Annotated in this window: 24 protein-coding genes; 16 read left to right on the forward strand and 8 right to left on the reverse strand. The window is 73.1% G+C overall.

Annotated features, from left to right (window positions below):
- A complete protein-coding gene (locus H030_RS0124300; RefSeq protein ID WP_027008048.1) occupies positions 1–2,787 on the forward strand; it encodes a helix-turn-helix transcriptional regulator in 2,787 nt (928 codons plus the stop codon).
- On the opposite strand, the gene H030_RS34830 is transcribed toward H030_RS0124300, so the two are convergent.
- Together H030_RS34830 and H030_RS39375 are read right to left on the reverse strand one after the other, a co-directional pair.
- Positions 2,774–3,424 (reverse strand): Bax inhibitor-1 family protein, encoded by a 651-nt coding sequence (locus H030_RS34830; protein WP_051223591.1) that lies wholly within the window; start codon positions 3,422–3,424, stop codon positions 2,774–2,776. The two genes, H030_RS0124300 and H030_RS34830, sit on opposite strands and share 14 nt — an antisense overlap.
- On the reverse strand, positions 3,414–3,560 hold the full coding sequence (locus H030_RS39375; RefSeq protein WP_155892252.1) for a hypothetical protein: 147 nt from the start codon (positions 3,558–3,560) through the stop codon (positions 3,414–3,416). The genes H030_RS34830 and H030_RS39375 overlap by 11 nt, the downstream gene beginning before the upstream one ends.
- Before the next feature lie 106 nt (positions 3,561–3,666).
- On the opposite strand from H030_RS39375, the gene H030_RS0124315 reads away from it, so the two are divergent.
- A complete protein-coding gene (locus H030_RS0124315) occupies positions 3,667–4,254 on the forward strand; it encodes a redoxin domain-containing protein (protein WP_027008049.1) in 588 nt (195 codons plus the stop codon).
- Here H030_RS0124315 and H030_RS0124320 read toward each other — a convergent pair.
- From H030_RS0124320 to H030_RS34835, 3 genes are read right to left on the reverse strand one after another with little or no spacing between them, the layout of a single operon-like run.
- A complete protein-coding gene (locus H030_RS0124320; RefSeq protein WP_027008050.1) occupies positions 4,215–5,027 on the reverse strand; it encodes a hypothetical protein in 813 nt (270 codons plus the stop codon). The two genes, H030_RS0124315 and H030_RS0124320, sit on opposite strands and share 40 nt — an antisense overlap.
- Before the next feature lie 31 nt (positions 5,028–5,058).
- Entirely contained in the window at positions 5,059–5,871 is an 813-nt protein-coding gene (locus H030_RS0124325) for an MBL fold metallo-hydrolase (RefSeq protein ID WP_027008051.1), read from the reverse strand.
- A gap of 10 nt (positions 5,872–5,881) precedes the next feature.
- Positions 5,882–6,298 (reverse strand): pyridoxamine 5'-phosphate oxidase family protein, encoded by a 417-nt coding sequence (locus H030_RS34835; protein ID WP_051223593.1) that lies wholly within the window; start codon positions 6,296–6,298, stop codon positions 5,882–5,884.
- Positions 6,299–6,328: 30 nt separating this feature from the next.
- Between H030_RS34835 and H030_RS0124335 the strand changes: the two genes are divergently transcribed.
- Entirely contained in the window at positions 6,329–7,021 is a 693-nt protein-coding gene (locus H030_RS0124335; RefSeq protein WP_027008052.1) for an SDR family NAD(P)-dependent oxidoreductase, read from the forward strand.
- A 22-nt stretch (positions 7,022–7,043) separates the two neighbouring features.
- Here the strand turns inward: H030_RS0124335 and H030_RS0124340 are convergent, their stop codons facing one another.
- Both H030_RS0124340 and H030_RS0124345 read right to left on the reverse strand, forming a co-directional pair.
- Complete coding sequence (locus H030_RS0124340) at positions 7,044–7,823, reverse strand: ABC transporter permease subunit (protein WP_027008053.1); 780 nt, start codon at positions 7,821–7,823, stop codon at positions 7,044–7,046.
- Positions 7,820–8,722: an ABC transporter ATP-binding protein gene (locus tag H030_RS0124345; protein ID WP_027008054.1), complete on the reverse strand. Its 903-nt coding sequence runs from the start codon at positions 8,720–8,722 to the stop codon at positions 7,820–7,822. The genes H030_RS0124340 and H030_RS0124345 overlap by 4 nt, the downstream gene beginning before the upstream one ends.
- A gap of 86 nt (positions 8,723–8,808) precedes the next feature.
- On the opposite strand from H030_RS0124345, the gene H030_RS34840 reads away from it, so the two are divergent.
- From H030_RS34840 to H030_RS0124360, 3 genes are all read left to right on the forward strand, one after another.
- The gene (locus H030_RS34840; protein ID WP_035129395.1) at positions 8,809–9,171 is read left to right on the forward strand and encodes a hypothetical protein; all 363 of its coding nucleotides are present in this window, start codon (positions 8,809–8,811) and stop codon (positions 9,169–9,171) included.
- 308 nt (positions 9,172–9,479) lie between these two features.
- Positions 9,480–9,824, forward strand: coding sequence for an ArsR/SmtB family transcription factor (locus H030_RS0124355; protein ID WP_027008055.1), 345 nt, complete (start codon positions 9,480–9,482; stop codon positions 9,822–9,824).
- Entirely contained in the window at positions 9,821–10,285 is a 465-nt protein-coding gene (locus H030_RS0124360) for an SRPBCC family protein (protein ID WP_027008056.1), read from the forward strand. Before H030_RS0124355 ends, H030_RS0124360 begins: the two co-directional genes overlap by 4 nt.
- Here H030_RS0124360 and H030_RS0124365 read toward each other — a convergent pair.
- Positions 10,282–11,760, reverse strand: a complete 1,479-nt coding sequence (locus H030_RS0124365) for a PucR family transcriptional regulator (protein ID WP_027008057.1) — start codon at positions 11,758–11,760, stop codon at positions 10,282–10,284. The genes H030_RS0124360 and H030_RS0124365 overlap by 4 nt on opposite strands.
- Positions 11,761–11,860: 100 nt before the next feature.
- Between H030_RS0124365 and H030_RS0124370 the strand changes: the two genes are divergently transcribed.
- From H030_RS0124370 to H030_RS34845, 10 genes are read left to right on the forward strand one after another with little or no spacing between them, the layout of a single operon-like run.
- Positions 11,861–13,915: a hydantoinase/oxoprolinase family protein gene (locus H030_RS0124370; RefSeq protein WP_027008058.1), complete on the forward strand. Its 2,055-nt coding sequence runs from the start codon at positions 11,861–11,863 to the stop codon at positions 13,913–13,915.
- Positions 13,912–15,630: a hydantoinase B/oxoprolinase family protein gene (locus H030_RS0124375; RefSeq protein ID WP_027008059.1), complete on the forward strand. Its 1,719-nt coding sequence runs from the start codon at positions 13,912–13,914 to the stop codon at positions 15,628–15,630. The genes H030_RS0124370 and H030_RS0124375 overlap by 4 nt, the downstream gene beginning before the upstream one ends.
- Positions 15,627–16,721: a DUF917 domain-containing protein gene (locus H030_RS0124380; RefSeq protein WP_196809259.1), complete on the forward strand. Its 1,095-nt coding sequence runs from the start codon at positions 15,627–15,629 to the stop codon at positions 16,719–16,721. Before H030_RS0124375 ends, H030_RS0124380 begins: the two co-directional genes overlap by 4 nt.
- Positions 16,705–18,291, forward strand: a complete 1,587-nt coding sequence (locus tag H030_RS0124385; RefSeq protein WP_027008061.1) for a hydantoinase/oxoprolinase N-terminal domain-containing protein — start codon at positions 16,705–16,707, stop codon at positions 18,289–18,291. Before H030_RS0124380 ends, H030_RS0124385 begins: the two co-directional genes overlap by 17 nt.
- Positions 18,284–19,915 (forward strand): ABC transporter substrate-binding protein, encoded by a 1,632-nt coding sequence (locus H030_RS0124390; RefSeq protein ID WP_027008062.1) that lies wholly within the window; start codon positions 18,284–18,286, stop codon positions 19,913–19,915. The genes H030_RS0124385 and H030_RS0124390 overlap by 8 nt, the downstream gene beginning before the upstream one ends.
- 2 nt (positions 19,916–19,917) lie before the next feature.
- Positions 19,918–20,931, forward strand: a complete 1,014-nt coding sequence (locus H030_RS0124395) for an ABC transporter permease (protein ID WP_027008063.1) — start codon at positions 19,918–19,920, stop codon at positions 20,929–20,931.
- On the forward strand, positions 20,928–21,824 hold the full coding sequence (locus H030_RS0124400; RefSeq protein ID WP_196809260.1) for an ABC transporter permease: 897 nt from the start codon (positions 20,928–20,930) through the stop codon (positions 21,822–21,824). Before H030_RS0124395 ends, H030_RS0124400 begins: the two co-directional genes overlap by 4 nt.
- Positions 21,821–22,594 carry an ABC transporter ATP-binding protein gene (locus tag H030_RS0124405; protein WP_027008065.1) on the forward strand — a complete coding sequence of 258 codons (774 nt, stop codon included), beginning with the start codon at positions 21,821–21,823 and terminating at the stop codon, positions 22,592–22,594. The genes H030_RS0124400 and H030_RS0124405 overlap by 4 nt, the downstream gene beginning before the upstream one ends.
- Positions 22,591–23,394 carry an ATP-binding cassette domain-containing protein gene (locus H030_RS0124410; protein WP_027008066.1) on the forward strand — a complete coding sequence of 268 codons (804 nt, stop codon included), beginning with the start codon at positions 22,591–22,593 and terminating at the stop codon, positions 23,392–23,394. The genes H030_RS0124405 and H030_RS0124410 overlap by 4 nt, the downstream gene beginning before the upstream one ends.
- The gene (locus tag H030_RS34845; protein WP_051223595.1) at positions 23,378–24,736 is read left to right on the forward strand and encodes a pyridoxal phosphate-dependent decarboxylase family protein; all 1,359 of its coding nucleotides are present in this window, start codon (positions 23,378–23,380) and stop codon (positions 24,734–24,736) included. Before H030_RS0124410 ends, H030_RS34845 begins: the two co-directional genes overlap by 17 nt.
- Positions 24,737–24,935 lie beyond the last annotated feature (199 nt).

Below are 24,935 nucleotides of genomic sequence, written 5' to 3' on the forward strand. Positions count from 1 at the left end.
ATGGCGTCCAGCACCGAAGTCCCCACCCCTGAGCTGCGCGGCCGCGACCGCGAGCGCGCGCAGCTCGACTCCCTCCTCACCGACCTCCGCGGCGGGGCCAGCCCCGTCCTCGTCGTCCGCGGCGAGATGGGGGTCGGCAAGACCGCCCTGCTGGACGACCTCGCGGCGCGCGCGACCGGGATCCGGGTCGCGCGCGCCACGTCGGTGTACTCGGAGGCCGAGCTGCCCTACGCCGGCCTGCACCAGCTCTGCGCGCCGTTCCTGGACCGGCTCGACCGGCTGCCCGGGCCGCAGAGCGCGGCGCTGCGGACGGTCTTCGGCCTCGGCGCCGGCGACGCGCCGGACCGCTTCGTCGTCGGCCTGGCGATCCTGACGCTGCTCAGCGATGTAGCGGAGGAACGCCCATTGCTCTGCATCGTTGATGATGCGCAGTGGCTCGACCCGTCGTCGGCCCAAGCGCTGGCCTTCGCCGCGCGGCGGGTGATGGCCGAGCGCGTCGCGCTGGTGTTCGGCGTGCGCGAGCCCAGCGAGGACCGCGAGCTGACCGCGCTGCCGGAGCTGGTCCTGCGCGGCCTGGGCGACGCGGACGCCCGCACGCTGCTGGCCGCCGCGATCCCGGGGCAGATGGACGGGCGCGTGCTCGACCGGCTCGTCGCCGAGACGCGCGGCAACCCGCTGGCGCTGCTGGAGCTCCCGCGCGGCCTGACCTCCGACGAGCTGGCCGGCGGCTTCGGGCTGCCCAACGCCGCCGCCGACCCGTTGTTCGGGCGCGTCGAGGAGAGCTACGCGCGGCGGATCGCGGCGCTGCCGGACGCGACGCGCAGGCTGTTGCTGATCGCCGCGGCCGAGCCGCTCGGCGACCCGGTCGTCGTGCTGCGCGCGGCCGAGGCGCTGGGCGTCGGGATCGCCGCCGCCTCGCCGGCCGCGGAGGCCGGGCTGGCCGACGTCGGCAGCTCGGTGCGCTTCAGCCATCCGCTGGTGCGCCACATCGTGTACCAGTCGGCGGCGCCCGCCGACCGCCAGGAGGTCCACCGCGCGCTGGCCGCGGCGACCGACGCGGAGACCGATCCGGCGCGGCGCGCGTGGCACCGCGGGCAGGCGGTCGCGGGGCTGGATGAAGATGTAGCACTTGAGCTGGAGGCGTCCGCCGAGCGCGCCCAGGCGCGCGGCGGTGTCGCCGCGGGCGCGGCGTTCCTGCAGCGCGCCGCCGAGCTGACGCCGGATCCGGCGCGGCGCGCGGCGCGAGCGCTGGCGGCCGCGCAGGCCAAGGCGGTCGCGGGGTCCGCGGAGGCGGCGCTGCGGCTCGTCGCGCTGGCGGAGGTCGGGCCGCTCGACGACCTCGCCGCGGCACGCGCGGCGCTCGTCCGCGCGCGGGTGACGTCGACGATGACGCGCGGCGGCGAGGCGCCGGCGCTGCTCCTCGACGCGGCGCTCGCGCTGCGCCCGCACGACGCGGCGCTGTCGCGCGACACGTTCCGGGACGCGTTCATCGCGGCGATCAGCGCGGGCGCGCAGGCGCACGGCGTCGGCCCGGCGGAGGTCGCCGCGGCGTTGTTGGAGGACAACTCCGACGGCGCGCCCGCCGATCCCGAGGCCGGCCCGGAGGCGCGGCTGCTGCGCGGGCTGGCGGTCCTGGTCGCCGAGGGCTACGCGCCCGCGGTGCCGCTGCTGGTCCCGGCGCTGGCCGAGCTGCGCGTGCTGCCCGCCGACGACGAGGGCGCGCTGCGCTGGATCTGGCTGGCCTGCGCGGCGGCGCGGGCGCTGGCCGACGACGCGTCGTGGGACGCGCTGTCGCGCCGCCAGGTCGAGCTGACGCGCGGGCTCGGCGCGCTGGCGCTGATGCCGGGCGCGATGACCGAGCGGCTCGCCTACGAGTGGCTGCGCGGCGACACGCGCACGGCCGACTCCCTCGCGGCTGAGCTGGAGGTGATCGTCGAGGCGATCGGCGTGGCGCCGATGCTCGGCCAGTCCACGTGGGCCGCCGCGTGGCGCGGCGCCGACGACGCTGCGGCGCGGACGATCGCGGTGCGCCGGCCGGAGGTCGAGCGGCGCGGCGAGGGCCTGTGGCTGATCACGACCGACTGGATGAGCGCGCAGCTGTTCAACGGGCTCGGTCGCTACGACGACGCGCTCGCCGCGGCGGCGCGGGTCCCGGACCATCCCAATGACCTTGGGTTGGCCGCGTGGGTCCTGCCGGAGCTGGTCGAGGCGGCGGTCCGGAGCGAGAGCGCCGACGGGCCGGCGCTGGCCGCCGCCGCGGCGGCGCGGATGCGGGCGCTCGCCGATGCCGCGCAGACCGACTGGGCGCTCGGCCTGGCCGCGCGCTGCGAGGCGCTGCTGGCCGAGGGCGACGCGGCCGACGCGTTGTACCTGGAGTCGATCGAGCGGCTCGGCCGGTCCCGGATCCGCAGCGCGGCGGCGCGCTCGCAGCTGCTGCACGGCGAGTGGCTGCGGCGCGAGCGGCGCCGCGCCGACGCGCGGACCGGACTGCGCGCGGCGCTGGAGCTGTTCGAGGAGGCCGGCGCCGAGGGCTTCGCGGAGCGCGCGCGGCGGGAGCTGAACGCGACGGGGGAGACGGTCCGCAAGCGCTCGCCCGAGACGCTCGACGACCTCACGCCCCAGGAGGCGGAGATCGCGCGGCTCGCCGCGTCCGGGCAGACGAACCCGGAGATCGGGGCCCAGCTGTTCCTGAGCCCGCGGACCGTCGAGTGGCACCTGCGCAAGGTGTTCGGCAAGCTCGGGGTCACCTCGCGCAAGGAGCTGGGCGGCGCGCTCAGTCATTCGTGAACAGGTCCAGCAGCGACAGGAACAGGTTCACGATCGAGACGAAGATCCCGGTGGCGATGAGGACGACGTCGTCCTCGGTCGCGCCGCGGCGCAGCAGGTTGAAGTCCACGACGATCAGCGCGCCGGAGATCACCGCGATGCCGAGGCTGATCAGCGGGCTGCCGGCGGTCCCGAGCAGGACGACGAGCAGCGACACGAGCAGCAGCGCGAAGACCGCGTAGGAGAGCGGGCGCAGCCAGCCGCTGAGGTCGCGGTCGGTGGCGTAGCCGCCGGCGCCGAGCGTCGCCACCAGCACCGCGGTCGTCACCGCCGCCTGCGTGATCGCGGCGGGATCGGTCTGGGCGTAGGCGGTCAGGACCGGCCCGAGCCCGAGCCCGATCACGAGCCCGACGGCGAACAGCCACCCGAGCGCGAACGGCCCGGTCCGGAACGCTTTCCCGCCGAACGACTGGGCGAGCAGCATGAAGAAGCCACCGAACGTGAAGGCGACGGCGGCGCCGTCGGAGAGGTCCCGGCCGGCGTAAGCACCCAGCGCCAGGAACCCGATCGCGACGGCGACCAGGAACAGCACCTGGCCGAGCAGGGTGCCCGCGGCGGTGCCCGCACCCGCGCGGGCGGTGGTGGCCTCAGAGGACATCGGCAGCCACGCATCCGACGGCGCCGAGCAGCGCGAAGAGGATCAGGACCGCGGCCATCGGCCGGTACCTGCTGCGGCTGAAGGCGAGCCCGTCGCCTGTGTCGTGGTCGGCGTCGATGTGTGCGTTGTTCGTCATGGGAGAACCCTCCCGCGGCACGCCCCCGGTCGCACCAGTGGGGACCCCGGGCACGTGCCCGGGGGTTGGTTGCAGGGGCCCCGTGCGCGTGGGAGCCTCGCGGGCCATGCGACCCGACATCCTTCCCGGCGCCACCTTCCCCGACTACGAGCTCCCGGATCACGAGAGCACGCCGCGCAGGCTCAGCGAGATCCAGGGCGATGACCCGATGATCCTGACGCTCGCGCGTGGGCACTACTGCCCGAAGGAGCACCAGCAGCACCTCGACCTGGCGGCGTTCTTCCCGCACATCAACGTGGCCTACACGAGGGTTGCGACGATCTCGACCGACCCGCACCACACGTCGCAGGAGTTCCGCGCCTCGGTCGGCGCGCAGTGGCCGTTCCTGTCGGATCCCGAGCGCGTCGTGCAGAAGGACCTCGACATCCAGGAGTACACGGATCCCGACAACGACCCGATGATCCCGCACACGATCGTGCTCAAGCCGGGCCTGATCATCCACACCATCTACAACGGCTACTGGTTCTGGGGCCGCCCGTCGACCGCCGACCTCTGGCGCGACCTGCGCGACGCGTCAGCCGAGGCGCGGCCGGACTGGGACCTCGCGACGCCGGGGCTGCGCGAGGCGTGGGAGTCCGGCGACCTCAGGAGCTTTCACGGCTGGGACAAGCGCGGGCGCTCGACGTCGTCGTAGATCCGCGCGGCCTTGATGCGGGCGCCGCCGGACTCCAGGTCGAAGACGACGACGCCGGCCTGCGGCGGCGCGCCGCTGTCGCCGAGGCGGAGCACGTTGTACTCCAACGCGACGCTGCGCTCGTCGCCGGTGAGCCGGCAGGCGTCCAGGACCAGGCCGCCCGCGCGGCAGATGGCGGCGTGGAACTCGTGCAGGTCCGGCGCCACCGTGCCGTCGGCGCTCCGGATCGTCCCGGCCTTCGTGTACGCGGCGCTCGCGGCCTCCAGGTCCGCGTCGGCCAGCGCGCGCAGGTACTCGGCGATCACCGGCGGCAGCTCGACGTGCGGGGCGGCCTGCAGCAGCGGCTGGCGCGTCACGCGGTGGCCGATGAAGTGCTCGACGCTGAAGTAGATCCGGATCTCGTCCAGGTGCGAGCCGTCGGCGTGGTCGGCGACCAGGGCCAGCGGCAGCGCTCCGGTGGGCCCGGTGACCAGGACCTCCTCGAACCCGCGCTGCGGCCCGACGACGTGCTGCAGCTCCTGGGCCTCCGCGCCGCGCGCCCGGAACCAGCCGCGGACCTCGGCGGCGTAGGCGCGCAGCTGCCACTCGCCCTCGAGCCGCCCGCGCACCGGGTGGAACACGGTCGGCTCGCCCGCGAACGCGCCGATCAGCGCGTCGGGCTCCCCGGCCAGCAGCCCGTCGTAGTACGGGACGTCGACGATCTTCCTGCGCGCATGCCGCTCCCGCCACTCCTCGAGCACCGACTCGGAGAACAGCTCGGGCATCCAGGGCATGCGGTCAAGCGTCCCACATCTGGTGCGTCGTCTACGCGCCTGCTCGATCGGGATCCGCGATCTCGGTCGGCGCGCCGATGTCGAGCCAGCGGACGCGGTCCCGGATGTCCTGCGGCGCGGTCGCCAGCTCGGCCTCGATCGCGGCGCGGCCCTCGCGGAAGTGCTTCCAGCCCTCGTAGTGGATCGGGACGATCGTGCGCGGCTGGAGCTGCTGGGCCAGCGCGACCGCTTGGTGAGCGGTCATCGTGTAGCGCGCCGGGCCGGTGACCGGGAACTGGACGCCGCCGAGGTGGATCACCGCGAGGTCGACGCGCAGGCCGCGGACCGCGTCGCGCAGCGCGGGGTAGAGCACGGTGTCGCCGGAGATCCAGAGGACGCCGTGGGCCTGGCCGGGCCAGGCGAGCGCGAAGCCGACGACCTCGCCGACGATGGGGTGGCTCAGCGGCGGGCCGTGGCGGCAGGGTGTGGCGGTGATCGTGATGTCGGGCTTGCCGGGCGCGGTGAGCGTGGTGGTGTCGCCGGCCTGCAGCGCGCGGGCGTCGGGGTGTCCGGCTTGCGTCAGGTTCTTCGCGCCCGGGACGGTGGTGACGACGGTCGGGACGTGCTGGAGGAGCGCGCGGCCGGCGGCGTCGAGGTTGTCGTCGTGGTGCTCGTGGGAGAGCAGGACGGCGTCGATCGGCAGGACGTCCTGCGCGCTGATCGACGGGGCGGTGAGCTTGACGGAGGACGTGCCCCAGCCGAACTTGTAGGTCTTGCCGGGGTCGTCGAAGGTCGGGTCGGTGAGCAGGCGCCAGCCGTCGACCTCGATGAGGAGCGTGGGTCCGCCGATGTGGGTGAGCTTCATGGCCGCGCGCTCAGTGCCCGCGCAGGGCGGTCAGCTCGATGTCGAAGCCGGTCGAGTACCTGGCGGCGAACGACTCGGGCGTCTCGCCGATCCCGGGGATCGCCTGCTCGTACTTCTTGATGTAGGCGTCGGTGAGCGAGGTGTCGTCGGTGACCGTCGCGCGGCCGGAGAAGACGACGATGTCGCCGCCGTCGGGCGTCCCGGGGAAGTTGAGCGTGAGGCGCGGGTTGGCGCGGACGTGGTCGTTGCGCCTGGCGGTGGCGAGCGAGTGGACGGTCACGTGCGTGCCGCCGTCCCAGATGAACCAGACCGGCGTCGGCAGCGGCGCGCCGGCGGGGGAGACGGACGTGAGCCAGACGACGATGTCGTCTCGCAGGTGGGCCGCGGCGCGAGCCCCGAAGTCGGTGCCTTCGTCGATGGTGAACACGGCTGAGGACTATGCGCGATGCTGGGCGGCATGGCAACCACCGGAATGGGCGGGCGGATCGCGCTGGTGACGGGCGGCGCGCGCGGGTTGGGCGTGGAGATCGCGCGGCAGCTGGCGGCGGAGGGGATGGTGGTGTGGTTGAGCGCGCGGAGCGCCGACCGCGCGGCCGCGGTGGCCGGCGGGATCGACGGCGACGTGCGCGCGCTGGAGCTGGACGTGGCGTCCGAGGTGTCGGTGGCGGCGGCTGCTCGCGCGGTCGGCGCGCTGGACGTGTTGGTCAACAACGCGGCGATCGACTACGACACCGACGCGCGGGCGCTGACCGCGGACCTCACGCGGGTCCGGCGGGCGTTGGACACCAACCTGTTCGGCGCGTGGGCGCTGTGCGAGGCGTTCGCGCCGCAGCTGCGCGCGTCCGGGCACGGGCGGATCGTCAACGTGTCCTCGGCGTCCGGGCAGATCACCACCGGCATGGACGGCGGGACGCCGGGCTACTCGTTGAGCAAGTTGTCGTTGAACGGGCTGACGCGGATGCTCGCCGCCGAGCTGGCGGGCGACGGCGTGCTGGTCAACGCGGTCTGCCCGGGGTGGACGGCGACCCAGATGGGCGGCGGCGGGCGTCCGGTCCCGGAGGGCGCGGCGTCGGTGGTGTGGGCGTGCCTGCTCGGCGACGACGGGCCGAGCGGCGGGTTCTTCCGCGACGGCGCGCCGCTGGCGTGGTGAACGGGGCGCGCGCGGCGCGCGCTCAGCGCAGGTCACGGCGGCCGATCGACCAGGCGGCGAACGCGGTCAGCGCGAGCGCGACGCCGCCGAGGACGGCCAGGTCGGCGACGTCGACCCCGTGGCCGATCGGATCGGCTTCGGTGTAGTAGTAGAACAACGAGAGGTACTTCAACCAGGCGATGGCGTCGACCAGCGGCGCGAAGCCGTTGATCAGGAAGCCCGCGACCGCGTAGGCGGCGGCCGCGCCGGTCGCCGCGGCCTTGCGCCCGGTCGCGCCCGCGACCGCGAGACCGACCGCGCCGGTCGCCCAGCCGAAGAAGACGAGGTGGAGGCTCAGCGCGGCGAGGTTCCCGACGGCCACGCCGCCGCCCGCGACGGCGACGCCGATCAACAACCCCAAGAACGTGGCGAGGCCTACGAGCGTCACCTCGACGGCGACCGCCGCGGCCTTGCCGAGGATCAGCGCGGAGCGCCGGACCGGGTAGGCGAGCGTGAGGGCGAGGATGCCGTCCTCCTCCTCGCCGGCGGTCGCGCCGACGGCACCGACGATCGCGATCGCGCCGATCACCAGCGGGCCGTAGACCGCGCCGATCTCGGAGCGCATCCAGCCGGCGATCGAGCCGTAGTCGGCGCCGCCGAGCAGATCGGCGACGCCTTCCGGGAGATCGAGCGTCCCGATCGAGTCGCCGACGGCCGGGAACAGCGCGCCGACCATCACGATGACGGCGAGCATGCCGAGGGCGGTCAGGCCGATCGAGACCGTCCGGAGGCGCAAGGCCATCAGGAACGCGGGGCGGCTCATCCGCGGTAGTACCCCAGGAAGATGTCCTCGAGGTCGTCGTCGCGCGAGCGCAGCGCGCGGACCTCGTGGTGGGCGAGGAACTTGACGAGCGGGTCGGCGGAGCCCTCGAAGGCAATCACCATGTGCTGGTCCTCGCGCGTCGCCTCCTTGACGCCTTCGACCGCGCGGATCGCCTCCTCGGCCGGCGCGGCGCCGGGCGCGAACTCGACCTCCAGGCGCCGGACCGCGACGGCGCGCAGCGCGGCGAGCGTGTCGATCACCACCAACCTGCCCTCGCGGAGGATCGCGACGCGATGGGCGACCCGCTCGACTTCGGACAGCGTGTGCGAGGAGAGGAACACGGTCCGCCCGGCGGCCGCGACCTCGCCGAGCAGCGCGTGGAAGCGCTGCTGCACCAGGGGATCGAGGCCGGCGATCGGCTCGTCGAGGATCAGCAGCTCCGGCTCGTGCATGAACGCCTGGATCAGGCCGAGCTTCTGCCGGTTGCCGGTCGAGAGCTCGCGGACCGGCCGGTCGAGCTGGCGCCCGGCCTCGAACCGCTCGACCAGGTCGGCCCGGACGGTGCCCGAGACACCGCCGCGCAGCGACGCGAACCAGTCCAGCACCTCAGCGCCTGTCAACTTGGGGTACAACGCGAAGTCGCCCGGCAGGAACCCGACCCGCCGCCGGACCTCCAGCGAGTCCGCGTGGGCATCCAGGCCGAGCACCGAGGCGGAGCCGGACGTCGGCCGCAGCTGGTCCAGCAGCAGCTTCATGGTGGTGGACTTGCCCGCGCCGTTGGGCCCGAGGAAGCCCATGACCTCGCCGCGCGCGACGTCCAGGTCGAGGCCGAACAGCCCTCGTCCTTCGCCGAAGTCCTTGCTCAACCCGCGCGTGCTGATCGCAGCGTCTGCCGGCACGGGGCGATCATGGCACGTGGGCGTTCTCAGAAAGCGCTCAGCGACCCTTTCGGCCCGCCTCATCTACCGGGCGGAGACTGCTTGCCATGACCACCCGGACCCGCACGCGCTGCGACCGCCTCGGCCGGCGCACGCCCCAGCTCCCGGCCCGGCGCGCCGCGTGCCGCCGGCCGTCCTTGGCGTTCACCGACCGCCTCTACATCGTCGTGCCGGAGCCGGAGGAGGGCGCCACGGCCATCGACATCCTCGACGACTCCGGGAACTTCCTCTCCCGCTTCCTCGCTCCCGACCGCCTCGCCATCGCCGAGACCCTCCTCCGCGACGCCACCGGCGCCCCACCCCGCCCAACGACCGCCGCCGCCTTCGCCGACGAGATCCTCTCAACCGACACCCTCGCCATCACCTCCGGCGAAGTCTGCGCCTGGCTCCTGCTGCGCGCCATCTCCTAACCCGCGCCTCGCCGAGTCTCGCCTCGCTTCTCCGCGCCTCTGGTTCGACTGGCCGTGCCTCTGGCTCGACTCCACGCTTTCTGGCTCGGTCCACGCGTCTTCTCGCCTGCGGCAACGCCGCTGTCCTTGGCCGCGACTGGCCGCCATGGCATCGCCGCCGTTGTTGGTTGAGAAGGTCGCGAATCGCTGGCGTTGCTGCGGAGCGGTCGCGGTCTTTGCCGTGGTGCGTCCGGCGGTGTCGCGCGTCGAAGTGCCAATAGTTAAGCGATGGCTTGACTTTTGGCGTGGGCGGCGGGATGGTTAAGTGGATGCTTCAGCAAGCTGTGGATCCGGTTGGGCGGGTTTTTCAGGCGTTGGCGGATCCGACGCGGCGGGTGATGGTGGAGCGGTTGGTGGGTGGGCCGGCTTCGGTGAGTGAGTTGGCGGAGCCGTTCGATATGTCGTTGCCCGCGGTGGTCCAGCACGTGCAGGTGCTGGAGGGGGCTGGGTTGGTCGCGACGGAGAAGGTGGGGCGGGTGCGGATGTGCTCGCTTGCGCCGGATGCGCTGACGGGTGCTGAGCAGTGGATAAGGCAGCGGCGGATGCTGTGGGAGGCGCGGTTGGATCGCCTCGATGCGGTGTTGGCCGACGACGAGGAAAGGACGACAACATGACGACGCAGCAGCGTTCGGTGGTCCACAACACGTTCCAGATCGAGCGGCAGCTCGCGGCACCTCCGAGCAAGGTGTACAGCTACTGGGCGGTGCCCGAGCTTAAGGCCCAGTGGTTCAAGGGGCCGGAGGGCTGGGAGGAAGGGCCGTACCTGCTGGACCTCAGAGTCGGCGGGAGCGAGCGCTCCAGCGGCAGCCGTGACGGCGGCCCGGTGTTCCGCTACGAGGCGACGTTCCACGAGGTCGTCCCGGACGAGCGGATCGTCTCGACCTACAACATGTTCATGGACGACACCCTGATCTCGGTGTCGACCTCGACGGTGGAACTGGTCCCGGACGGCGACGGCACGCGCCTGACCCTGACCGAGCAGGACGCCTACCTCGACGGCAACGAGAACGGCGCCGACCGCTCGGCCGGCGTCACCTGGCACATGGACAACCTGAAGGCCTTGCTCGACGGCTAGGCGGCTGCGCGGCTCAGCAGCCATGCGCGGCAGGCGAGCTGCAGCTCCAGCCGTCGATCGGGATCGTCGAGGTCGACACCTACAAGTTGCTCGCGGATGCGCTTCATCCGATAGGCGACGGCGTTCTTGTGGAGGTGCAGGCGCTCGCCGGCGCGGGAGAGTGAGCCGCGCTCGTCGAGGTAGACCTGCAACGTCCGGACGGTCGTCTCGGCGCGCGTTGCGTCCAGCTCGGCGAAGGGGGAGAGCAGGCGGGTCATCGACTCCTGCGCCGAGCGGGAGCCGAGCCAGTCGACGAGCAGCGGCGGGAGGCCGACGTCATCGACATGTACGGGAACTCCCGGGCGGCCCCAGCCGCGCGCGGCAGCGGCGGCGGTCGCGGCCTGCGAGGCGCTCTCGCGCAGCCCGGGCGCGGCGTGCTGGAACCCGCCGACGCCGCAGAAGAACGTCGCCTGGGGGAACGCGTCGCGCGCCGCGAGCAGGACCCGCCGAGCGGCCGCCGCGACGTCGGCGGACGGGTCCTCGCAGATCAGCAGCAGCGAGTCGTCGACGCGGGCGCGATGCCAGGCGGACGGGCCGCGCGGGGCGGAGCCGGACGCGTCCGAGGCGGCGGCGAGGACGAGGTCGTCGAGCTCGTCGTCGATCGCGCGGCGGGTCACGAGGTCGCGGTCGGGCTCGCTCGCCAGATCGATGTGGGCGACGGCGAGGTCCCCGTCGAGGCGGATGCCGACGTCGCGCGCTCGCTCGACCGCCGAGGCGAGGCGGGAGTCCGGAGCGGTCAACACCAACGACAACGCGTCGGCGCGCGCCTGCGCCGGCCGGCGCGCCGCCTTGATCGCCACCGTCCGGATCCGCCCGATCGCGCCGGCCACCAGGTGCGCGCCGATGAGCGCCGCGTGGTCGTCGCGCTCGGCGCAGACGAAGCCGTCCGCCCGGCCGTCGGAGACCACCGGCACCGACACCGCCGCGCCCGGCGCGGGACGCAACACGAAGGTCGAGCCGACCGTCGCGGCCGCCGCCTCCAGGACCGCCTCGGTCCCGTCGGCCTCCGCCGCCGCGATCGCGCGCACGGCGTCCAAAGACCGGTTCAGCACCCCGCCCGGATCGGCCCGGATCTGCCGCGCCAGCCCGAAGGCCAGCTCGGTCAGGTCGACCGACGCGTCGATCGTCAGCAGCGCCACCCGCGTCCGGTCCGCCAGCCGGATCGCCGTGACCGACGTCGTCGCCGCCCCGTACACGGCCAGCGCCGCCAACCGCTGCGTCCCCGCCGTCGCCAGCGCCACGTCCAGCTGGTAGCCCAAGGCCACCGAAGAGGCCGAAGGCGTCAGCAGGGCGACGGCACCTTCACTGGCCCGCGCGAGGTCCGCGATCGCGTCCACGATCACCACCGACGTCGCGCTTCGCGCGTCCCACGGCCCCGCCACGAGCGTCAATCCCCGCGTCAGCGGGTGGCGGAGCAGCTCGTCGACCGTCGGCATGTGTGCACAAAGGCTACGTGCTCACAGCACAAAACGTCTCCCAACACTGGTCCAGGAACCCATTGCCCCTGCCACCCGGCATGGCGTTTGATGCCGCCTCATGCCAGGCCCCGCCCCCACCGGGATCCGCATCGGCGTCGACGTCGGCGGCACCTTCACGGACCTCATCGCCCACGAGCCGTCCACGGGCGCCGTCGTCGTCGGCAAGCAGCTGACCTCGCCGGCCCGGCCGGACGAGGGCGTCCTGGAGGCGATCGCCCAGTCGCTGAGCGCCGACGCCCTCACCGGCGCCCAGACCTTCGTGCACGGCACGACCGTCGGCCTCAACGCGCTGCTCGAGCGCCGCGGCGCGACCGTCGGCCTCCTGGTCACCGAGGGCTTCCGCGACGTCCTCGAGCTGCGCCGCGGCGACCGCGACGACCCCTACGACCTGTTCTGGCGCGCCCCCGAGCCGCTCGTCCCGCGCCACCTGCGCCTGCCCGTCGCCGAGCGCGTCCGCGCCGACGGGAGCATCCACATGGCCTTGCGCGAAGAACATGTCCTTGCCGCGGCCAGGACGTTCACCGCCGAAGGCGTCGACGCCGTCGCGATCGCGTTCATGAACGCCTACGCCAACCCGGAGCACGAGCGCGAGGCCGAGCGCCTCCTGCGCGAGGCCGGCTTCGACGGCGACATCAGCCTCAGCCACCGCGTCTCCGGCGAGTACCGCGAGTACGAGCGCACCTGCACGACCGTCATCGACGCGTTCGTCCGGCGCCGCATGGGCGGCTACCTGGACCGCCTCGCCGGCGGCCTGACCGACCGCGGCTTCGGCGGCGGCGCGTTCATCACCCGCTCCGGCGGCGGCGCGCTCTCCTTCCCCGAGGCGACCGACCGGCCGTTCGAGACCATCATGTCGGGACCGGTCGCGGGCGTCGCCGCGGTCACCGAGCTGGTGCGACTCCTACAACTCGGTGACGTGATCGCCGCTGACGTCGGCGGCACGAGCTTCGACACCTGCCTCGTCGCCGACGGCCGCGCGCCGGTCCTCTACGAGGGCTCGATCATCGGCCTGCCGCTGCAGACCCCGTGGGTCGACGTCCGCTCGATCGGCGCCGGCGGCGGGTCGATCGCCTCGGTCGACGCCGGCGGCCTGCTCCGCGTCGGGCCGCGCTCCGCGGGCGCCCGCCCCGGACCCGCCTGCTACGGCCACGGCGGCACCGAGCCGACCGTCACCGACGCCGCCGTCCTGCTCGGCATGCTCCCGCCCGGCCCGATCGCCGGCGACGTCGTCCTCGACCCGGACCTCGCCCGCGCCGCGCTCGCCCCGCTGGCCGCACCGCTCGGCTTCGCCGACGCCGAGGAGGTCGCCCGCGGCGTCATCCGCGTCGCCTGCGCCCACATGGCCGACGCGATCCGCTCGATCACCGTCGAGTCCGGCCGCGACCCGCGCGACGCCGCGATGGTCGCCTTCGGCGGCGCCGGCCCCGTCCTGGCGACCGTGATGGCCCACGAGCTCGACATCACGACGATCGTCGTCCCGCCCCACGCAGGGAACCTGAGCGCTTGGGGTCTGCTCGGCGTCGACCTCGCGCAAACCAGCAGCCGCACCCGCCTCACGCGCCTCAGCGACCAAGGCCTACAGGATGCCCAGCCGCTGATCGCCGAGCTGATCGAGGAGCTCGACGCGCGTGCCACGCCGGACCCGCGCCGCCAGATCGAGGTGCACGTGGACATGCGCTACGTCGGCCAGGAGCACACGCTGACGATCGTCCTCGACGACGAGGCCGACGCGGTCCGGACCCGCTTCTCCGAGGAGTACCGCCGCGCCTTCGGCGCCGTCCTCGACGAGGAGCTGGAGATCGTCACCTACCGCGTGATCGCCACGACGCCGCTGCGCGACGACGCCAACGCCCGGATGGCGGCGGGCGACGGCGACGCGACCGCGCCGAGCGACGCCACCAACAACGCGATCGACGCCTGGTCCTTCACGAAGGGCGAGCGCACGACGTTCCCGATCAAGGCCCGCGCCGCGCTCGCGCCCGGCGACACGCTCGCCGGCCCCGCGATCCTGACCGAGCCGACGACCACCACCTACCTCGACGCCGGCCACGTCGCGACCGTCCACGCGACGGGCGCGCTCGTGATCACCGTCACCGCCGGAGACCAGGCATGAGCGAGACGCAGGCCGTGACCCGCGGCGCCGACCCCGTCACCACCGAGATCGTCCGCCAGGCGCTCAACGCCGCCGCGGAGCAGATGAAGCGCGCGCTGATCCGGACGTCGTTCAGCCCCGTGATCTACGAGGTCCTCGACTTCGCCGCCGCGCTCTACGACCGCGACATCTGCCTGCTCTCCCAGGCCCCGACGCTGCCGACGTTCATGGGCACCATGTCGTTCTGCGTGACCGAGGCGGTCGAGGCCGTCGGTGGCCAGGACGCGCTCGAGCCCGGCGACATCATCTTGTACAACGTGCCCTACGGCACGGGCTCGCACCCGCAGGACGTCGCGGTCGTCATGCCGGTCTTCCTGCAGGGCGACGACGGTGCCGACGGTGAGCTGATCGGCTACAGCGCGATCAAGGCCCACTGGTTGGACATCGGGGGCAAGGACCCGTACTCGACCGACACGGTCGACGTCTTCCAGGAGGGCACGATCTTCCCGGGCGTCAAGCTGTTCTCCCGCGGCCGCCTGGTCTCCGACATCTACCGGATGGCGACCGCCAACTCGCGCGTCCCGAAGATGGTCGCGGGCGACATCAACGCCCTCGTCGTGGGCGTGAGAGCAGGAGCCGCCGCGCTCGACCGCGTCGTCCAGCGCCACGGCGTCCAGACCTTCCGCGACTGCGTCGAGCGCATGTACGCCGCGGGCGAGGCCGTCGTCCGCAGCTGGTTCGAGAAGCTCCCCGACGGCCGCTATATCGGGCGCGGCGAGATGGACTCCGACGGGATCTCCGACGACCCCGTCCCGTTCGAGTTGTCCATCAACATCGCGGGCTCCGACGTCACCGTCGACTACACCGACGCGCCGCCGGTCCGGCCCGGCCCGATCAACTGCCCGCGGCCGTCCACGGTCTCCGCGACCCGCATCGCGATCGCGATGATCGCCGGTGGCGGCGAGGCGCCCAACGAGGGCCACTTCCGCGCGATCGAGGTCCTGACCAAGCCGGACACGCTCTTCCACCCGCTGCCGCCCGCGCCGTGCTTCCTCTACGGCTGGGCCGGCGACCAGGCGATGGAGGCGATCTACCAGGCGCTGTTCGGCGCGATGCCCGAGGCCGTCCCGGCCTGCTCCGGTGGGGACATCTGCGCGCTCGTCTTCTGGGGCACGCGCGCGGGCGGCAGGGAGCCGTGGACCGACGGCGGCCCGCACGCGGTCGGCCAGGGCGGCCACGTCCACGGCGACGGCCAGTCCGGGACCATGCACATCTCCGAGGCCTCGACGCGCGTCGCGTCGATCGAGGTCGCCGAGGCCAAGAACCCGTGGTTGATGGACCGCGTCGAGCTGGTGCCGGACTCCGCGGGCGCCGGGCGCCACCGCGGCGGCCTCGGCGTCGACTACTCGTTCCGCTTCCTCGAGGACGCCTACATGACGACGACCGTCGAGCGCACCAAGAACGCGCCGTGGGGCCTGGCCGGCGGGACCGAGGCGCGGCCCAACGCGCTCGAGGTCGTGCTGCCCGACGGGACGACCACGTCCTACAACAAGGCCACGCGCGTGCCGCTGCCCGCGGGCGCGGTCGTCCATCTGCACACCGGCGGGGGCGGCGGCTACGGCGCGCCCGCCGAGCGCGACGCGGCCGCGGTCCACGCCGACGTCCGCGACGGCTACCTCAGCGAGGCACGCGCCCGCGCCGACTACCCGCACGCCTTCGAGGACACCAACAAGTGACGCCGCGGCGCACCCACGTCCACCTGGAGGACATCGACGACCTCGGCGTCGGCTGCGGCATCCTCGGCACCGGGGGCGGCGGCGGGACCTACCCCGGCGAGTTGATGGCCAAGCAGGTGCTCGAAGAGCACGGCCCGGTCCGGCTCGTCACGCTCGACGACCTCGACCCGGAGGGCCTGATCCTCCCGATCGGCACGATCGGCGCGCCGACCGTCTCGCTGGAGAAGCTGCCCGCCGGGACCGAGGCCGCGCTGCTGCGCGCCCACGTCGAGGAGCGCTTCCGCAAGCGCGTCGCCGCGCTGATGCCGGTCGAGATCGGCGGCTCCAACGGCGTCAAGCCGGTCGCCTACGCGGGCCTGCTCGACCTGCCGATCATCGACGGCGACGCGATGGGCCGCGCGTTCCCCGAGGTCCAGATGGTGTCCATGAACGTCGCGGGCCTGCCGCCCGGGATCGTGCTGCTCTGCGACCCGCACGGCAACATCGCGAGCTTCGAGCCGGTCGACGAGCTGTGGGCCGAGCGCCTCGCCCGCACCGCCGCCGTCTCGATGGGCGGCAGCGCGGTCGAGATCGACTACATCATGTCGGTCGCCGAGGCTCGCGGCGCGATCGTCGAGGGCTCGATCACGCGGGCGATCGAGATCGGGCGCGCGCTACGGGGGCGCGGGACCGACGGCGTCGCCGCGCTGGTCGAGCACCTCGGCGCGTTCGACCTGATCGAGGGCAAGATCGTGGACGTCGAGCGCACGACGTCCGGCGGCTTCGTCCGCGGCAGCGTCACGATCGAAGGGACCGGCGACGACAGCGGCCGCCTGCTGCGCGTCGAGATCCAGAACGAGAACCTCGCCGCGTTCGAGGACGGGCGGATGGTCTGCTGCGTCCCGGACCTGATCTCGCTCGTGGACGACCAGTCCGGCGAGGCGGTCCCGACCGAGGTGCTGCGCTTCGGCCAGCGCGTCGCGGTGATCGCGCTGCCGTGCGACCCGCTGTGGCGCACGCCGCGCGGCCTGGACATCGCCGGCCCGCGGGCGTTCGGCTACGACATCGAGTACGTGCCGGTCGAGGAGGTCGCCAGTGCCCAGCGCGCGTGACCTCCGGATCGGGATCGACGTCGGCGGCACCCACACCGACGCGGTCCTGCTCGACGCCGCGCACACCGTGCGCGCGAAGGCCAAGGTGCCGACGACGCCCGACGTCACGTCCGGCGTGCGCGGCGCGCTGGACCGCGTGATCGACCGCGCGGCCGACGCCGAGCTGGCGGCGCGCATCAGCCACGTGATGGTCGGCTCGACCCACGCGATGAACGCGATCCTCGAGCGCCGCCGCCTGCAGAGGGTCGCGGTGCTGCGCCTGGCCGCGCCGACCGGCATGGCCGTCCGGCCGCTGATCGGCTGGCCGGCCGAGCTGCGCGACGCGGTCCTCGCGGGCGCCGCGGTGATCAAGGGCGGCAACGAGGTCGACGGCCGCGAGATCTCGCCGCTGGACCTGGAGGCCGCCCGCCGCTTCTTCGGCGAGATGGCCGGAACCGCGGAGGCCGTCGCGATCACCGGCGCGTTCTCGCCCGCCGACCCGGAGCACGAGCTGCGCACGCGCGACGTCGCGCGCGAGGAGCTTGGCCCGGACGTGGTGATCTCGCTCGGTCACGAAGTCGGAACGCTCGGGCTCATCGAGCGCGAGAACGCCGCGGTGCTCAACGCCGCGCTGGTCGCGGTCTCGCAGGCGGCGGCGCAGGGCGTCATGGACGCGGTCGCCGCGCACGGGCTCGACGCGCGCCTGTTCTTCACGCAGAACGACGGGACGCTGATGAGCGTCGAGGCCGCCGCGCAGACGCCGGTCCTGACGATCGGCTCGGGCCTGGCGAACTCGATGCGCGGCGCGGCGTTCCTGTCGCGTATCCGCGACGGCCTCGTCGTCGATGTCGGCGGCACGTCCTCCGACGTCGCCGCGCTGGAGCACGGCTTCCCGCGCGAGTCCGCGGTCGCGATCGACATCGGCGGCGCGCGCACGAACTTCCGGATGCCGGACATCATCTCGATCGGCGTCGGCGGCGGCTCGATCGTCACCTCCGACGGCAACGGCGGCTACCGCGTCGGCCCGCAGTCGGTCGGCGCCGCGCTCCCGCAGGATGGCCTGGTCTTCGGCGGCGCGACGACGACGCTCACCGACGCCGCGGTCCGCGCGGGCCGCGCGCAGATCGGCGACGCCGCGCCGCCGGCCGGGCTGGACGGCGACGCGATCCTCGCCGCCGCGGGCGTGCTGCTGGCCGGGGCCGTGGACCGCGCGCGCACCGCGCCGCAGGACGTCCCACTGGTCGCGGTCGGCGGCGGCTCGTTCCTGGTCCCGGACCACCTGCCGGGCATCAGCGAGGTGCTGCGCCCCGACCACCACGACGTCGCCAACGCCGTCGGCGCGGCGATCGCGCAGGTCAGCGGGCAGATCGAGGAGGTCGTCACCTACGACGGCGACCGCCCGGAGAAATTGCAGGAGGCGCGCGAGCGGGCGATCCGCCGCGCGGTCGAGGCGGGCGCCGACGGCGACCGCGTCGAGGTGGTCGAGCAGGACGAGGTGCCGCTGGCCTACGTGACGGAGCCGATCGTCCGGCTCCGGATCAAGGCCGTCGGGCCGCTACGGACAAGCGAACAGAGGATCCAGAATGCGTAGGACGCTCATCGTCGCCACGGCGGCGCTCGTCGCGGCCGCCTCGGCGGCAGGCTGCGGCTCGACCAAGCAGCCGGGCGGCACGGGCGCGCCTGCGTCCGGCTCGGCCACGACCGCGAGCGCCGCGACCAGCGACGCCACGTTCACCTACCTCGACAGCAACGAGCTGATGGTGGGGTGGGACCCGGCGACCTCGTACTCGAACGAGATCTCGGTCATGAACAACATGTACGAGCAGCTCGTCCGCTATGACAACAGGGCCAAGCAGGTCAAGCCGCAGCTCGCCGACTCCTACACCAGGTCCGCGGACGGCAAGACCTGGACCTTCAAGCTGCACCCGGGCGTCAGGTTCCACGACGGCAACGCCGCCGACGCGGCCGCCGCGAAGGCCGCGATCGAGCGCACGATCAAGCTCAACCAGGGCGCCGCCTACGAGTGGGGCGCGGTCAAGAAGATCACCGCCCCCGACGCCACCACCTTGGTCTTCACGTTGAAGTACCCGGCGCCGCTGGACCTGATCGCGTCGTCGGCCTACGCGGCCTACATCTACGACACGAAGGCCGCGCCCGCGGGCACGACGCTGGCCAAGTGGTTCGCCGCCGGCCACGAGGCGGGCACCGGCCCGTATGAGCTGGAGAAGTGGAACAAGGGCCAGGACGTCGAGGTCCGCCTGGCGCAGTTCAAGGACTACTGGAAGGGCTGGGACGGCACGCACTACGCGCACGTCGTCTTCCGCCACGTGCCGCAGGCGACGACCAGCGCGCAGCTGCTGCGCTCCGGCGACGCGACGTTCGCGCGCCAGCTCAACGCCCAGCTGTTCGCGTCGCTGAAGGGCGCGTCGGGCATGAGCGAGGCGACCGCGCCGTCGTTCGAGAACCTCGTCGGGCTGTTGAACACCGCGTCGGGGCCGTTGAAGGACAAGCGGATCCGCCAGGCCGTGATCAAGGCCATGGACTACGACGGCGAGATCAGCGCGCTCAAGGGCGCCGGGACCGCCGCGCACGGCTTCATCCCCGAGGGCCTGGCCGGCTACGACGACTCGATCGTCCAGAAGCAGGACATCGACGGCGCCAAGGCGCTGCTGGCCCAGGCCGGCTACGGCTCCGGCAAGAGGCTGTCGCTGACGCTGACGCTCGCCCAGGGCGACGACAACGAGGCGCTGACCGCGGCGATCCTGAAGTCCGACCTGGCCAAGGCCGGCATCGACCTCAGGGTCAAGGCGATGCAGTGGACGGCGCAGTGGGACCAGGCCAAGTCCTCCAACACGGGCAGGCGCCAGGACATCTTCATGATGTACTGGTACCCGGACTACGCGGACGCGTTCTCCTGGTTCACGTCGCTGTTCCGCTCGTCGAGCGAGCCGAACTTCAACCTGTCCTACATCAAGGACACGGCGCTCGACACGCAGATCGACGCGCTGCAGGAGAAGGCGGCGCAGGGCGGCACGGTCGCCGACGACGCCTACAAGTCGGCGCAGCAGAAGGTCCAGGACGACGCGGTCGTGATGACGTTCTACGTCAACAACTACCAGCGCGCGTACCGGTCCTCGCTGCAGGGCTACAGCGACAACCCCGCCTACGCCAACGTCGTGTTCGCTTACAACGCCACGCCGGGGGCGGGCGCCTAGCCATGCGCAACTACCTCCTGCGGCGCCTGGCGCAGGCGGTGGTCGTCGTGTTCGGCGTCATCGTGCTCACCTTCGTGGTCGCCCGGGTCGTCCCGGGCGACCCGGCGGTGGCCTACGCCGGACCGCACGCGACGCCCCAGGCGCTGGCGCAGGTGCGCCACGAGTTCGGGCTCGACGAGCCCGCGCTCCAGCAGCTCGGCGACTACCTCAAGGGCACGTTGACCGGGGACTGGGGGACCGCGCTGCACACGCACCGCCCGGTCCTCGACGACCTCGGCAACGTGATCCCGCCGACGCTGGAGCTGGTCGGCTTCGCGATGCTGCTGGCGCTGGTGGTGGGCATCCCGCTCGGGATGATCGCCGCGCGCCGCGGCGGCGCCAGCGACGCCGGGATCCGGCTCGGGACCATGTTGTCCGTGTCGGCCCCGGTGTTCCTGTTGGCCTTGGGGTTGCAGTACATCTTCGCGACCAAGTTGTCGTGGTTCCCGGTCGCGGGTGAGTACGACCCCAAGCTGGACTACACCCACCCGTTGACCGTGTACACGCACATGACCGTGATCGACGCGCTGGTGGGCGGGAACTTCGCGATCTTCGGCAGCGCGCTGGCGCACCTGATCCTGCCGGCGATCGCGGTCGCCGCGTACCCGACCGGCGTGATCGCGCAGATGACGCGCGCGTCGCTGATCGAGCAGCTCGGCGAGGACCACGTGCGGATGGCGCGCGGCCTGGGCTACAGCGAGCGCCAGATCGTCCGGCGGCTCGCGCTGCGCCCGGCGCTCAACCCGGTGGTGTCGGTCACGGCGCTGATGTTCGCCTATGCCTTGGTCAACACGTTCCTGGTGGAGTCGATCTTCAACTGGCCCGGCCTGGGGTCGTACGCGACCGCGTCGATCCAGGCCCTGGACACGCCGGCGATCATCGGCGTGACCCTGTTCGTGGCCATCGTGTACGTGATCGCGACCCTGGTGGTGGACGTGGTGCAGGCGTGGCTGGACCCGCGGGTGTCGCTGTCATGAGCGTGATGGAGACGGTCCCGGTGGAGGTGGCGGTCAGCCGCACGCCATTGCGCGACTTCGGCGCGGCGCTGAAGCGCCAGCCGCTGATGGCGCTCGGGCTGGGCATCATCATCGTGTTGGTGCTGATCGCGATCTTCGCGCCGCTGCTGGCGCCGCACCCGGCCGACGCCGGGAACGTCACGCACCCGGTCGACACGCTGCTGAAGCCGGGCGGCGACCACCCGCTCGGGACCGACCAGCTCGGCCGCGACGTCCTGACGCGCGTGATGTACGGGGCGCGCACGTCGTTGTTGATCGTGTTGAGCGTCCTGGCGATCAGCGCGGTGGTCGGCGTGCCGCTGGGGATCATCGCGGGCGCGACCGGCGGCTGGGTCGACGACGTGATCATGCGCGTCACCGACGTCTTCCTCGCCTTCCCGGCGTTGTTGTTGTCCTTGGCGCTGGCGACCGTGCTGTCGCCGAGCGCGTCGCACGCGGCGATCGCGATCGCCGTGACGTGGTGGCCCTGGTACGCGCGGCTGGCGCGCGGGTCGGCGAAGGCGATCGCCTCGCGCGGCTACGTCGAGGCCGCCGCGGCGCTGGGCGTCCCGCGCTGGAAGGTGCTGGTCCGCCACGTGCTCCCGAACGCGTTGCCGCCGACGATCGTGCAGCTGTCGCTCGACGCCGCGGGCATCATGCTGACCGCGGCGGCGCTGTCGTTCCTTGGCCTGGGCGCGCAGGACCCGACACCGGAGTGGGGGCTGATGGTCAACCAGGGGCAGGGCCTGCTGGAGACCAACTGGTGGGTGGCGATCGTGCCGGGGCTGGCGATCGTTGTCGCGGCCGTCGGGTTCAACCTGCTCGGCGACGGGCTGCGGACGCTGCTCGATCCGAAGGCGAGGCGACGGCGATGATCGAGGTGCGGGAGCTCGAGGTGGCGTTCGACGGGCGCGTGGTCGCGCGGGTCGAGTCGCTGGACCTGAACGCCGGTGAGATCGTCGGCCTGGCCGGCGAGTCCGGCTCGGGCAAGTCGATGACCGCGCTGGCGATCCTGGGGCTGACGCGCTCGCTGGGCGCCGACGTGCGCGGGTCGATCACGCTGGACGGCGAGGAGCTGCTCGGGCTCGGGGACGCGGAGTGGCGCGCGCTGCGCGGGCGGCGGATCGCGATGGTGATGCAGTCGCCGCGGGGTTCCTTGAACCCGACGTTGAAGCTGGGCAAGTACTTCGAGCGCACGCTCGCGCTGCACGGCGTCGAGGGCACGGAGGCCGACGCGCGGATCAGGACCGCGCTGGCCGACGTCTCGCTCGACGAGGTGCTGCTGGGGCGCTACCCGCACCAGGTGTCCGGCGGGCAGGCGCAGCGGTTCGCGATCGCCCTGGCGGTCGCGCTGCGCGCCGAGGTGCTGCTGGCCGACGAGCCGACGTCGGCGCTGGACGTGACCGTCCAGGCGCAAGTTGTAGAACTGCTCGCGCGGCTGCGCGAGGAGCACGGCACGGCGATGTTGTTCATCTCGCACGACCTCGCGGTGATCGGCCGGCTGGCCGACCGCGTGGTCGTCATGCGCGACGGCGCGGTCGTCGAGCAGGGCCCGGCGCAGCAGGTCCTGACCGCGCCCGAGGCCGACTACACGAAGGCCCTGATCGACGCGGTGCCGGTGATCGGGCGGGGGCGGCTGGCATGAGCGAGCGCGAGTCCACCGTGGTGCTCCGGGCCGAGGCGCTCGACGTCCGCTTCGGCGACCACCACGCGGTCAAGTCGGTGTCCTTGGACATCCCGGACGGGCCGTTCGGCCTCGGGCTGATCGGCGAGTCCGGGTCCGGGAAGTCGACGATCGCGCGGGCGCTGCTGGGGCTGACGAAGGCCGACGCCGGCACGGTCACGTTCCAGGGCAAGGACATCAGGTCGCTGCGCGGGGCCGACATGAAGGCCTTCCGCCGCGGCGTGCAGATCGTGATGCAGGACGGGACCGAGGCGCTGAACCCGCGGATGCGGATCGGCGCGTCGGTCGCCGAGGGGCTGGCGGTCCACGACCTCGTCCCGAAGGGCGCGCCGCGGGCGGCGCGGGTCGCCGAGCTGCTGGCCGAGGTCGGGCTCGACGCCGCGCTGGCCGACCGCTACCCGCACGAGCTGTCCGGCGGGCAGCGTCAGCGCTGCACGATCGCGCGGGCGCTGGCGGTCGAGCCGCGCGTGCTGCTGCTGGACGAGCCGACGTCGGCGCTCGACGTCACGGTTCAGGCACGGATCCTGGAGCTGATCAAGCGCCTGCGCGACGAGCGCGGGTTGTCCTACCTGTTGATCTCGCACAACCTGGCGGTCGTCGACCAGCTCTGCGAGCGCTGCGTGGTGTTGAAGGACGGCGCGGTCGTCGAGGAGGGAGCGACCGCGCAGGTGCTCGACAACCCGCAGCACCCGTACACGCAGGAGCTGCGCGCCGCGGTCCCGGAGATCGGCGATGCTGTGCCGGGTGAGCGACCACGATGACCTGCTGGGCGACGTCTTCGCGGAGCGGCTCGCCGCGCGCGCCGCGGCGCTGCTGCCGCTCGGCACGCTGAACGCCGACGCCGCGCCGGAGGACCCGGCCGCCGCGGAGGCGCTGGGGGATCTCGCCGCGCGGCTGCGCGACACGTACCCCTACAACGACGCGCACTACGCCGGGCAGATGCTCAAGCCGCCGGTCCCGGTCGCCTGGGCCGCGTACGCGACGGCGATGTTGTTGAACCCCAACAACCACGCGCTCGACGGCGGGCCGGCGACGGCGGCGATGGAGAAGGAGGTCGTCGAGCAGCTCGCCGACATGCTCCACGTGCCGTCGCCGCGGCTCGGGCACCTCACGTCGAGCGGGACGATCGCGAACCTCGAGGCGCTGTTCGTCGCGCGCGAGCTGAACCCGGACGGGATCGTGGTGTCCTCCGCGCAGGCCCACTACACGCACTCGCGCATGTGCGGGGTGCTGGGCGTGGAGCACGAGTCGATCCCGCAGGACGCGCGCGGCGCGATGGACCTCGACGCGCTGCGGGCGCGGCTGGAGCGCGGCGGCGTCGCGACCGTGGTGGCGACGCTCGGGACGACGGCGCTCGGCGCGCTCGACCCGCTGCCGAAGATCGCCGACCTCTGCGAGCAGCACGGCGCGCGGCTGCACGTCGACACCGCCTACGGCGGCTTCTTCGCGCTGCTCGCCGACGGCGGCGAGCCCGGGGTGGACGCCGACGCCTACGCCGCGCTCGCCCGCGCCGACTCCGTGGTCATCGACCCGCACAAGCACGGCCTGCAGCCCTACGGCTGCGGCTGCGTGCTGTTCGCCGACCCGGCGGTCGGGCGCTTCTACGCGCACGAGTCGCCGTATACGTACTTCACGTCGAGCGAGCTGCACCTGGGGGAGATCTCGCTCGAGTGCTCCCGCGCCGGAGCCTCCGCCGCCGCGCTCTGGACGACGCTGCGTGCGCTCCCGCTGACCCGCGACGGCCTCGGGCAGCACCTGTCCGCCGCGCGCCGCGCGGGCCTGCGGCTGGCCGAACGGATCGCTGCCGACGATCGCGCGGCACTCCTCGTCGATCCCTCGCTGGACATCGTCTGCGCGCTCGCGACCACCGCCGACGACCCCGGCGCGGCTGCGGAGCGCGCCTTCGACACGCTCGCCGCCGACGGCTGGCACGTCGCGACGCTGCGCGTCGACCGCGCCTGGGCGACATCGATCCACCCCTGGCTCGCCGACCGCGGCGGCGATGTGGATCACGTCACCGCGATCCGCTGCTGCCTGCTCAAGCGGGAGCACGAGGCGATCGCCGAGGAGCTGGGGGACGCGATCGTGGCGGCGCTGGGCTGAGCGGCCTGGGTCGCGGCGCGGGCGTCCAGTGCGGGGCGTTGGAGGTGGTGCGGGGCCGTCGTTGATGGGCATCGATGGCGAGCAGCGCTGGAGGCGGCGCCACTGTTGGTGGTGTGGCTGGGCTGCTCGCCGGGTCCGGGGGCGGGGTTCGGGGCCGAACGGGTTGGTCGGCGGCAGTTTGGTGTTCACATGGGACCCC

Source organism: Conexibacter woesei Iso977N, assembly GCF_000424625.1.
Classification (GTDB): Bacteria; Actinomycetota; Thermoleophilia; order Solirubrobacterales; family Solirubrobacteraceae; genus Baekduia; species Baekduia woesei_A.

What these genes read in the sequence shown, in the direction of transcription:
- H030_RS0124300 (WP_027008048.1), top strand. Translation starts at nt 1, where the DNA reads ATGGCGTCCAGCACCGAAGTCCCCACCCCTGAGCTGCGCGGCCGCGAC.
- H030_RS34830 (WP_051223591.1), bottom strand. Translation starts at nt 3,424, where the DNA reads ATGTCCTCTGAGGCCACCACCGCCCGCGCGGGTGCGGGCACCGCCGCG.
- H030_RS39375 (WP_155892252.1), bottom strand. Translation starts at nt 3,560, where the DNA reads ATGACGAACAACGCACACATCGACGCCGACCACGACACAGGCGACGGG.
- H030_RS0124315 (WP_027008049.1), top strand. Translation starts at nt 3,667, where the DNA reads ATGCGACCCGACATCCTTCCCGGCGCCACCTTCCCCGACTACGAGCTC.
- H030_RS0124320 (WP_027008050.1), bottom strand. Translation starts at nt 5,027, where the DNA reads ATGCCCTGGATGCCCGAGCTGTTCTCCGAGTCGGTGCTCGAGGAGTGG.
- H030_RS0124325 (WP_027008051.1), bottom strand. Translation starts at nt 5,871, where the DNA reads ATGAAGCTCACCCACATCGGCGGACCCACGCTCCTCATCGAGGTCGAC.
- H030_RS0124335 (WP_027008052.1), top strand. Translation starts at nt 6,329, where the DNA reads ATGGCAACCACCGGAATGGGCGGGCGGATCGCGCTGGTGACGGGCGGC.
- H030_RS0124340 (WP_027008053.1), bottom strand. Translation starts at nt 7,823, where the DNA reads ATGAGCCGCCCCGCGTTCCTGATGGCCTTGCGCCTCCGGACGGTCTCG.
- H030_RS34840 (WP_035129395.1), top strand. Translation starts at nt 8,809, where the DNA reads ATGACCACCCGGACCCGCACGCGCTGCGACCGCCTCGGCCGGCGCACG.
- H030_RS0124355 (WP_027008055.1), top strand. Translation starts at nt 9,480, where the DNA reads ATGCTTCAGCAAGCTGTGGATCCGGTTGGGCGGGTTTTTCAGGCGTTG.
- H030_RS0124360 (WP_027008056.1), top strand. Translation starts at nt 9,821, where the DNA reads ATGACGACGCAGCAGCGTTCGGTGGTCCACAACACGTTCCAGATCGAG.
- H030_RS0124365 (WP_027008057.1), bottom strand. Translation starts at nt 11,760, where the DNA reads ATGCCGACGGTCGACGAGCTGCTCCGCCACCCGCTGACGCGGGGATTG.
- H030_RS0124370 (WP_027008058.1), top strand. Translation starts at nt 11,861, where the DNA reads ATGCCAGGCCCCGCCCCCACCGGGATCCGCATCGGCGTCGACGTCGGC.
- H030_RS0124375 (WP_027008059.1), top strand. Translation starts at nt 13,912, where the DNA reads ATGAGCGAGACGCAGGCCGTGACCCGCGGCGCCGACCCCGTCACCACC.
- H030_RS0124390 (WP_027008062.1), top strand. Translation starts at nt 18,284, where the DNA reads ATGCGTAGGACGCTCATCGTCGCCACGGCGGCGCTCGTCGCGGCCGCC.
- H030_RS0124395 (WP_027008063.1), top strand. Translation starts at nt 19,918, where the DNA reads ATGCGCAACTACCTCCTGCGGCGCCTGGCGCAGGCGGTGGTCGTCGTG.
- H030_RS0124400 (WP_196809260.1), top strand. Translation starts at nt 20,928, where the DNA reads ATGAGCGTGATGGAGACGGTCCCGGTGGAGGTGGCGGTCAGCCGCACG.
- H030_RS0124405 (WP_027008065.1), top strand. Translation starts at nt 21,821, where the DNA reads ATGATCGAGGTGCGGGAGCTCGAGGTGGCGTTCGACGGGCGCGTGGTC.
- H030_RS0124410 (WP_027008066.1), top strand. Translation starts at nt 22,591, where the DNA reads ATGAGCGAGCGCGAGTCCACCGTGGTGCTCCGGGCCGAGGCGCTCGAC.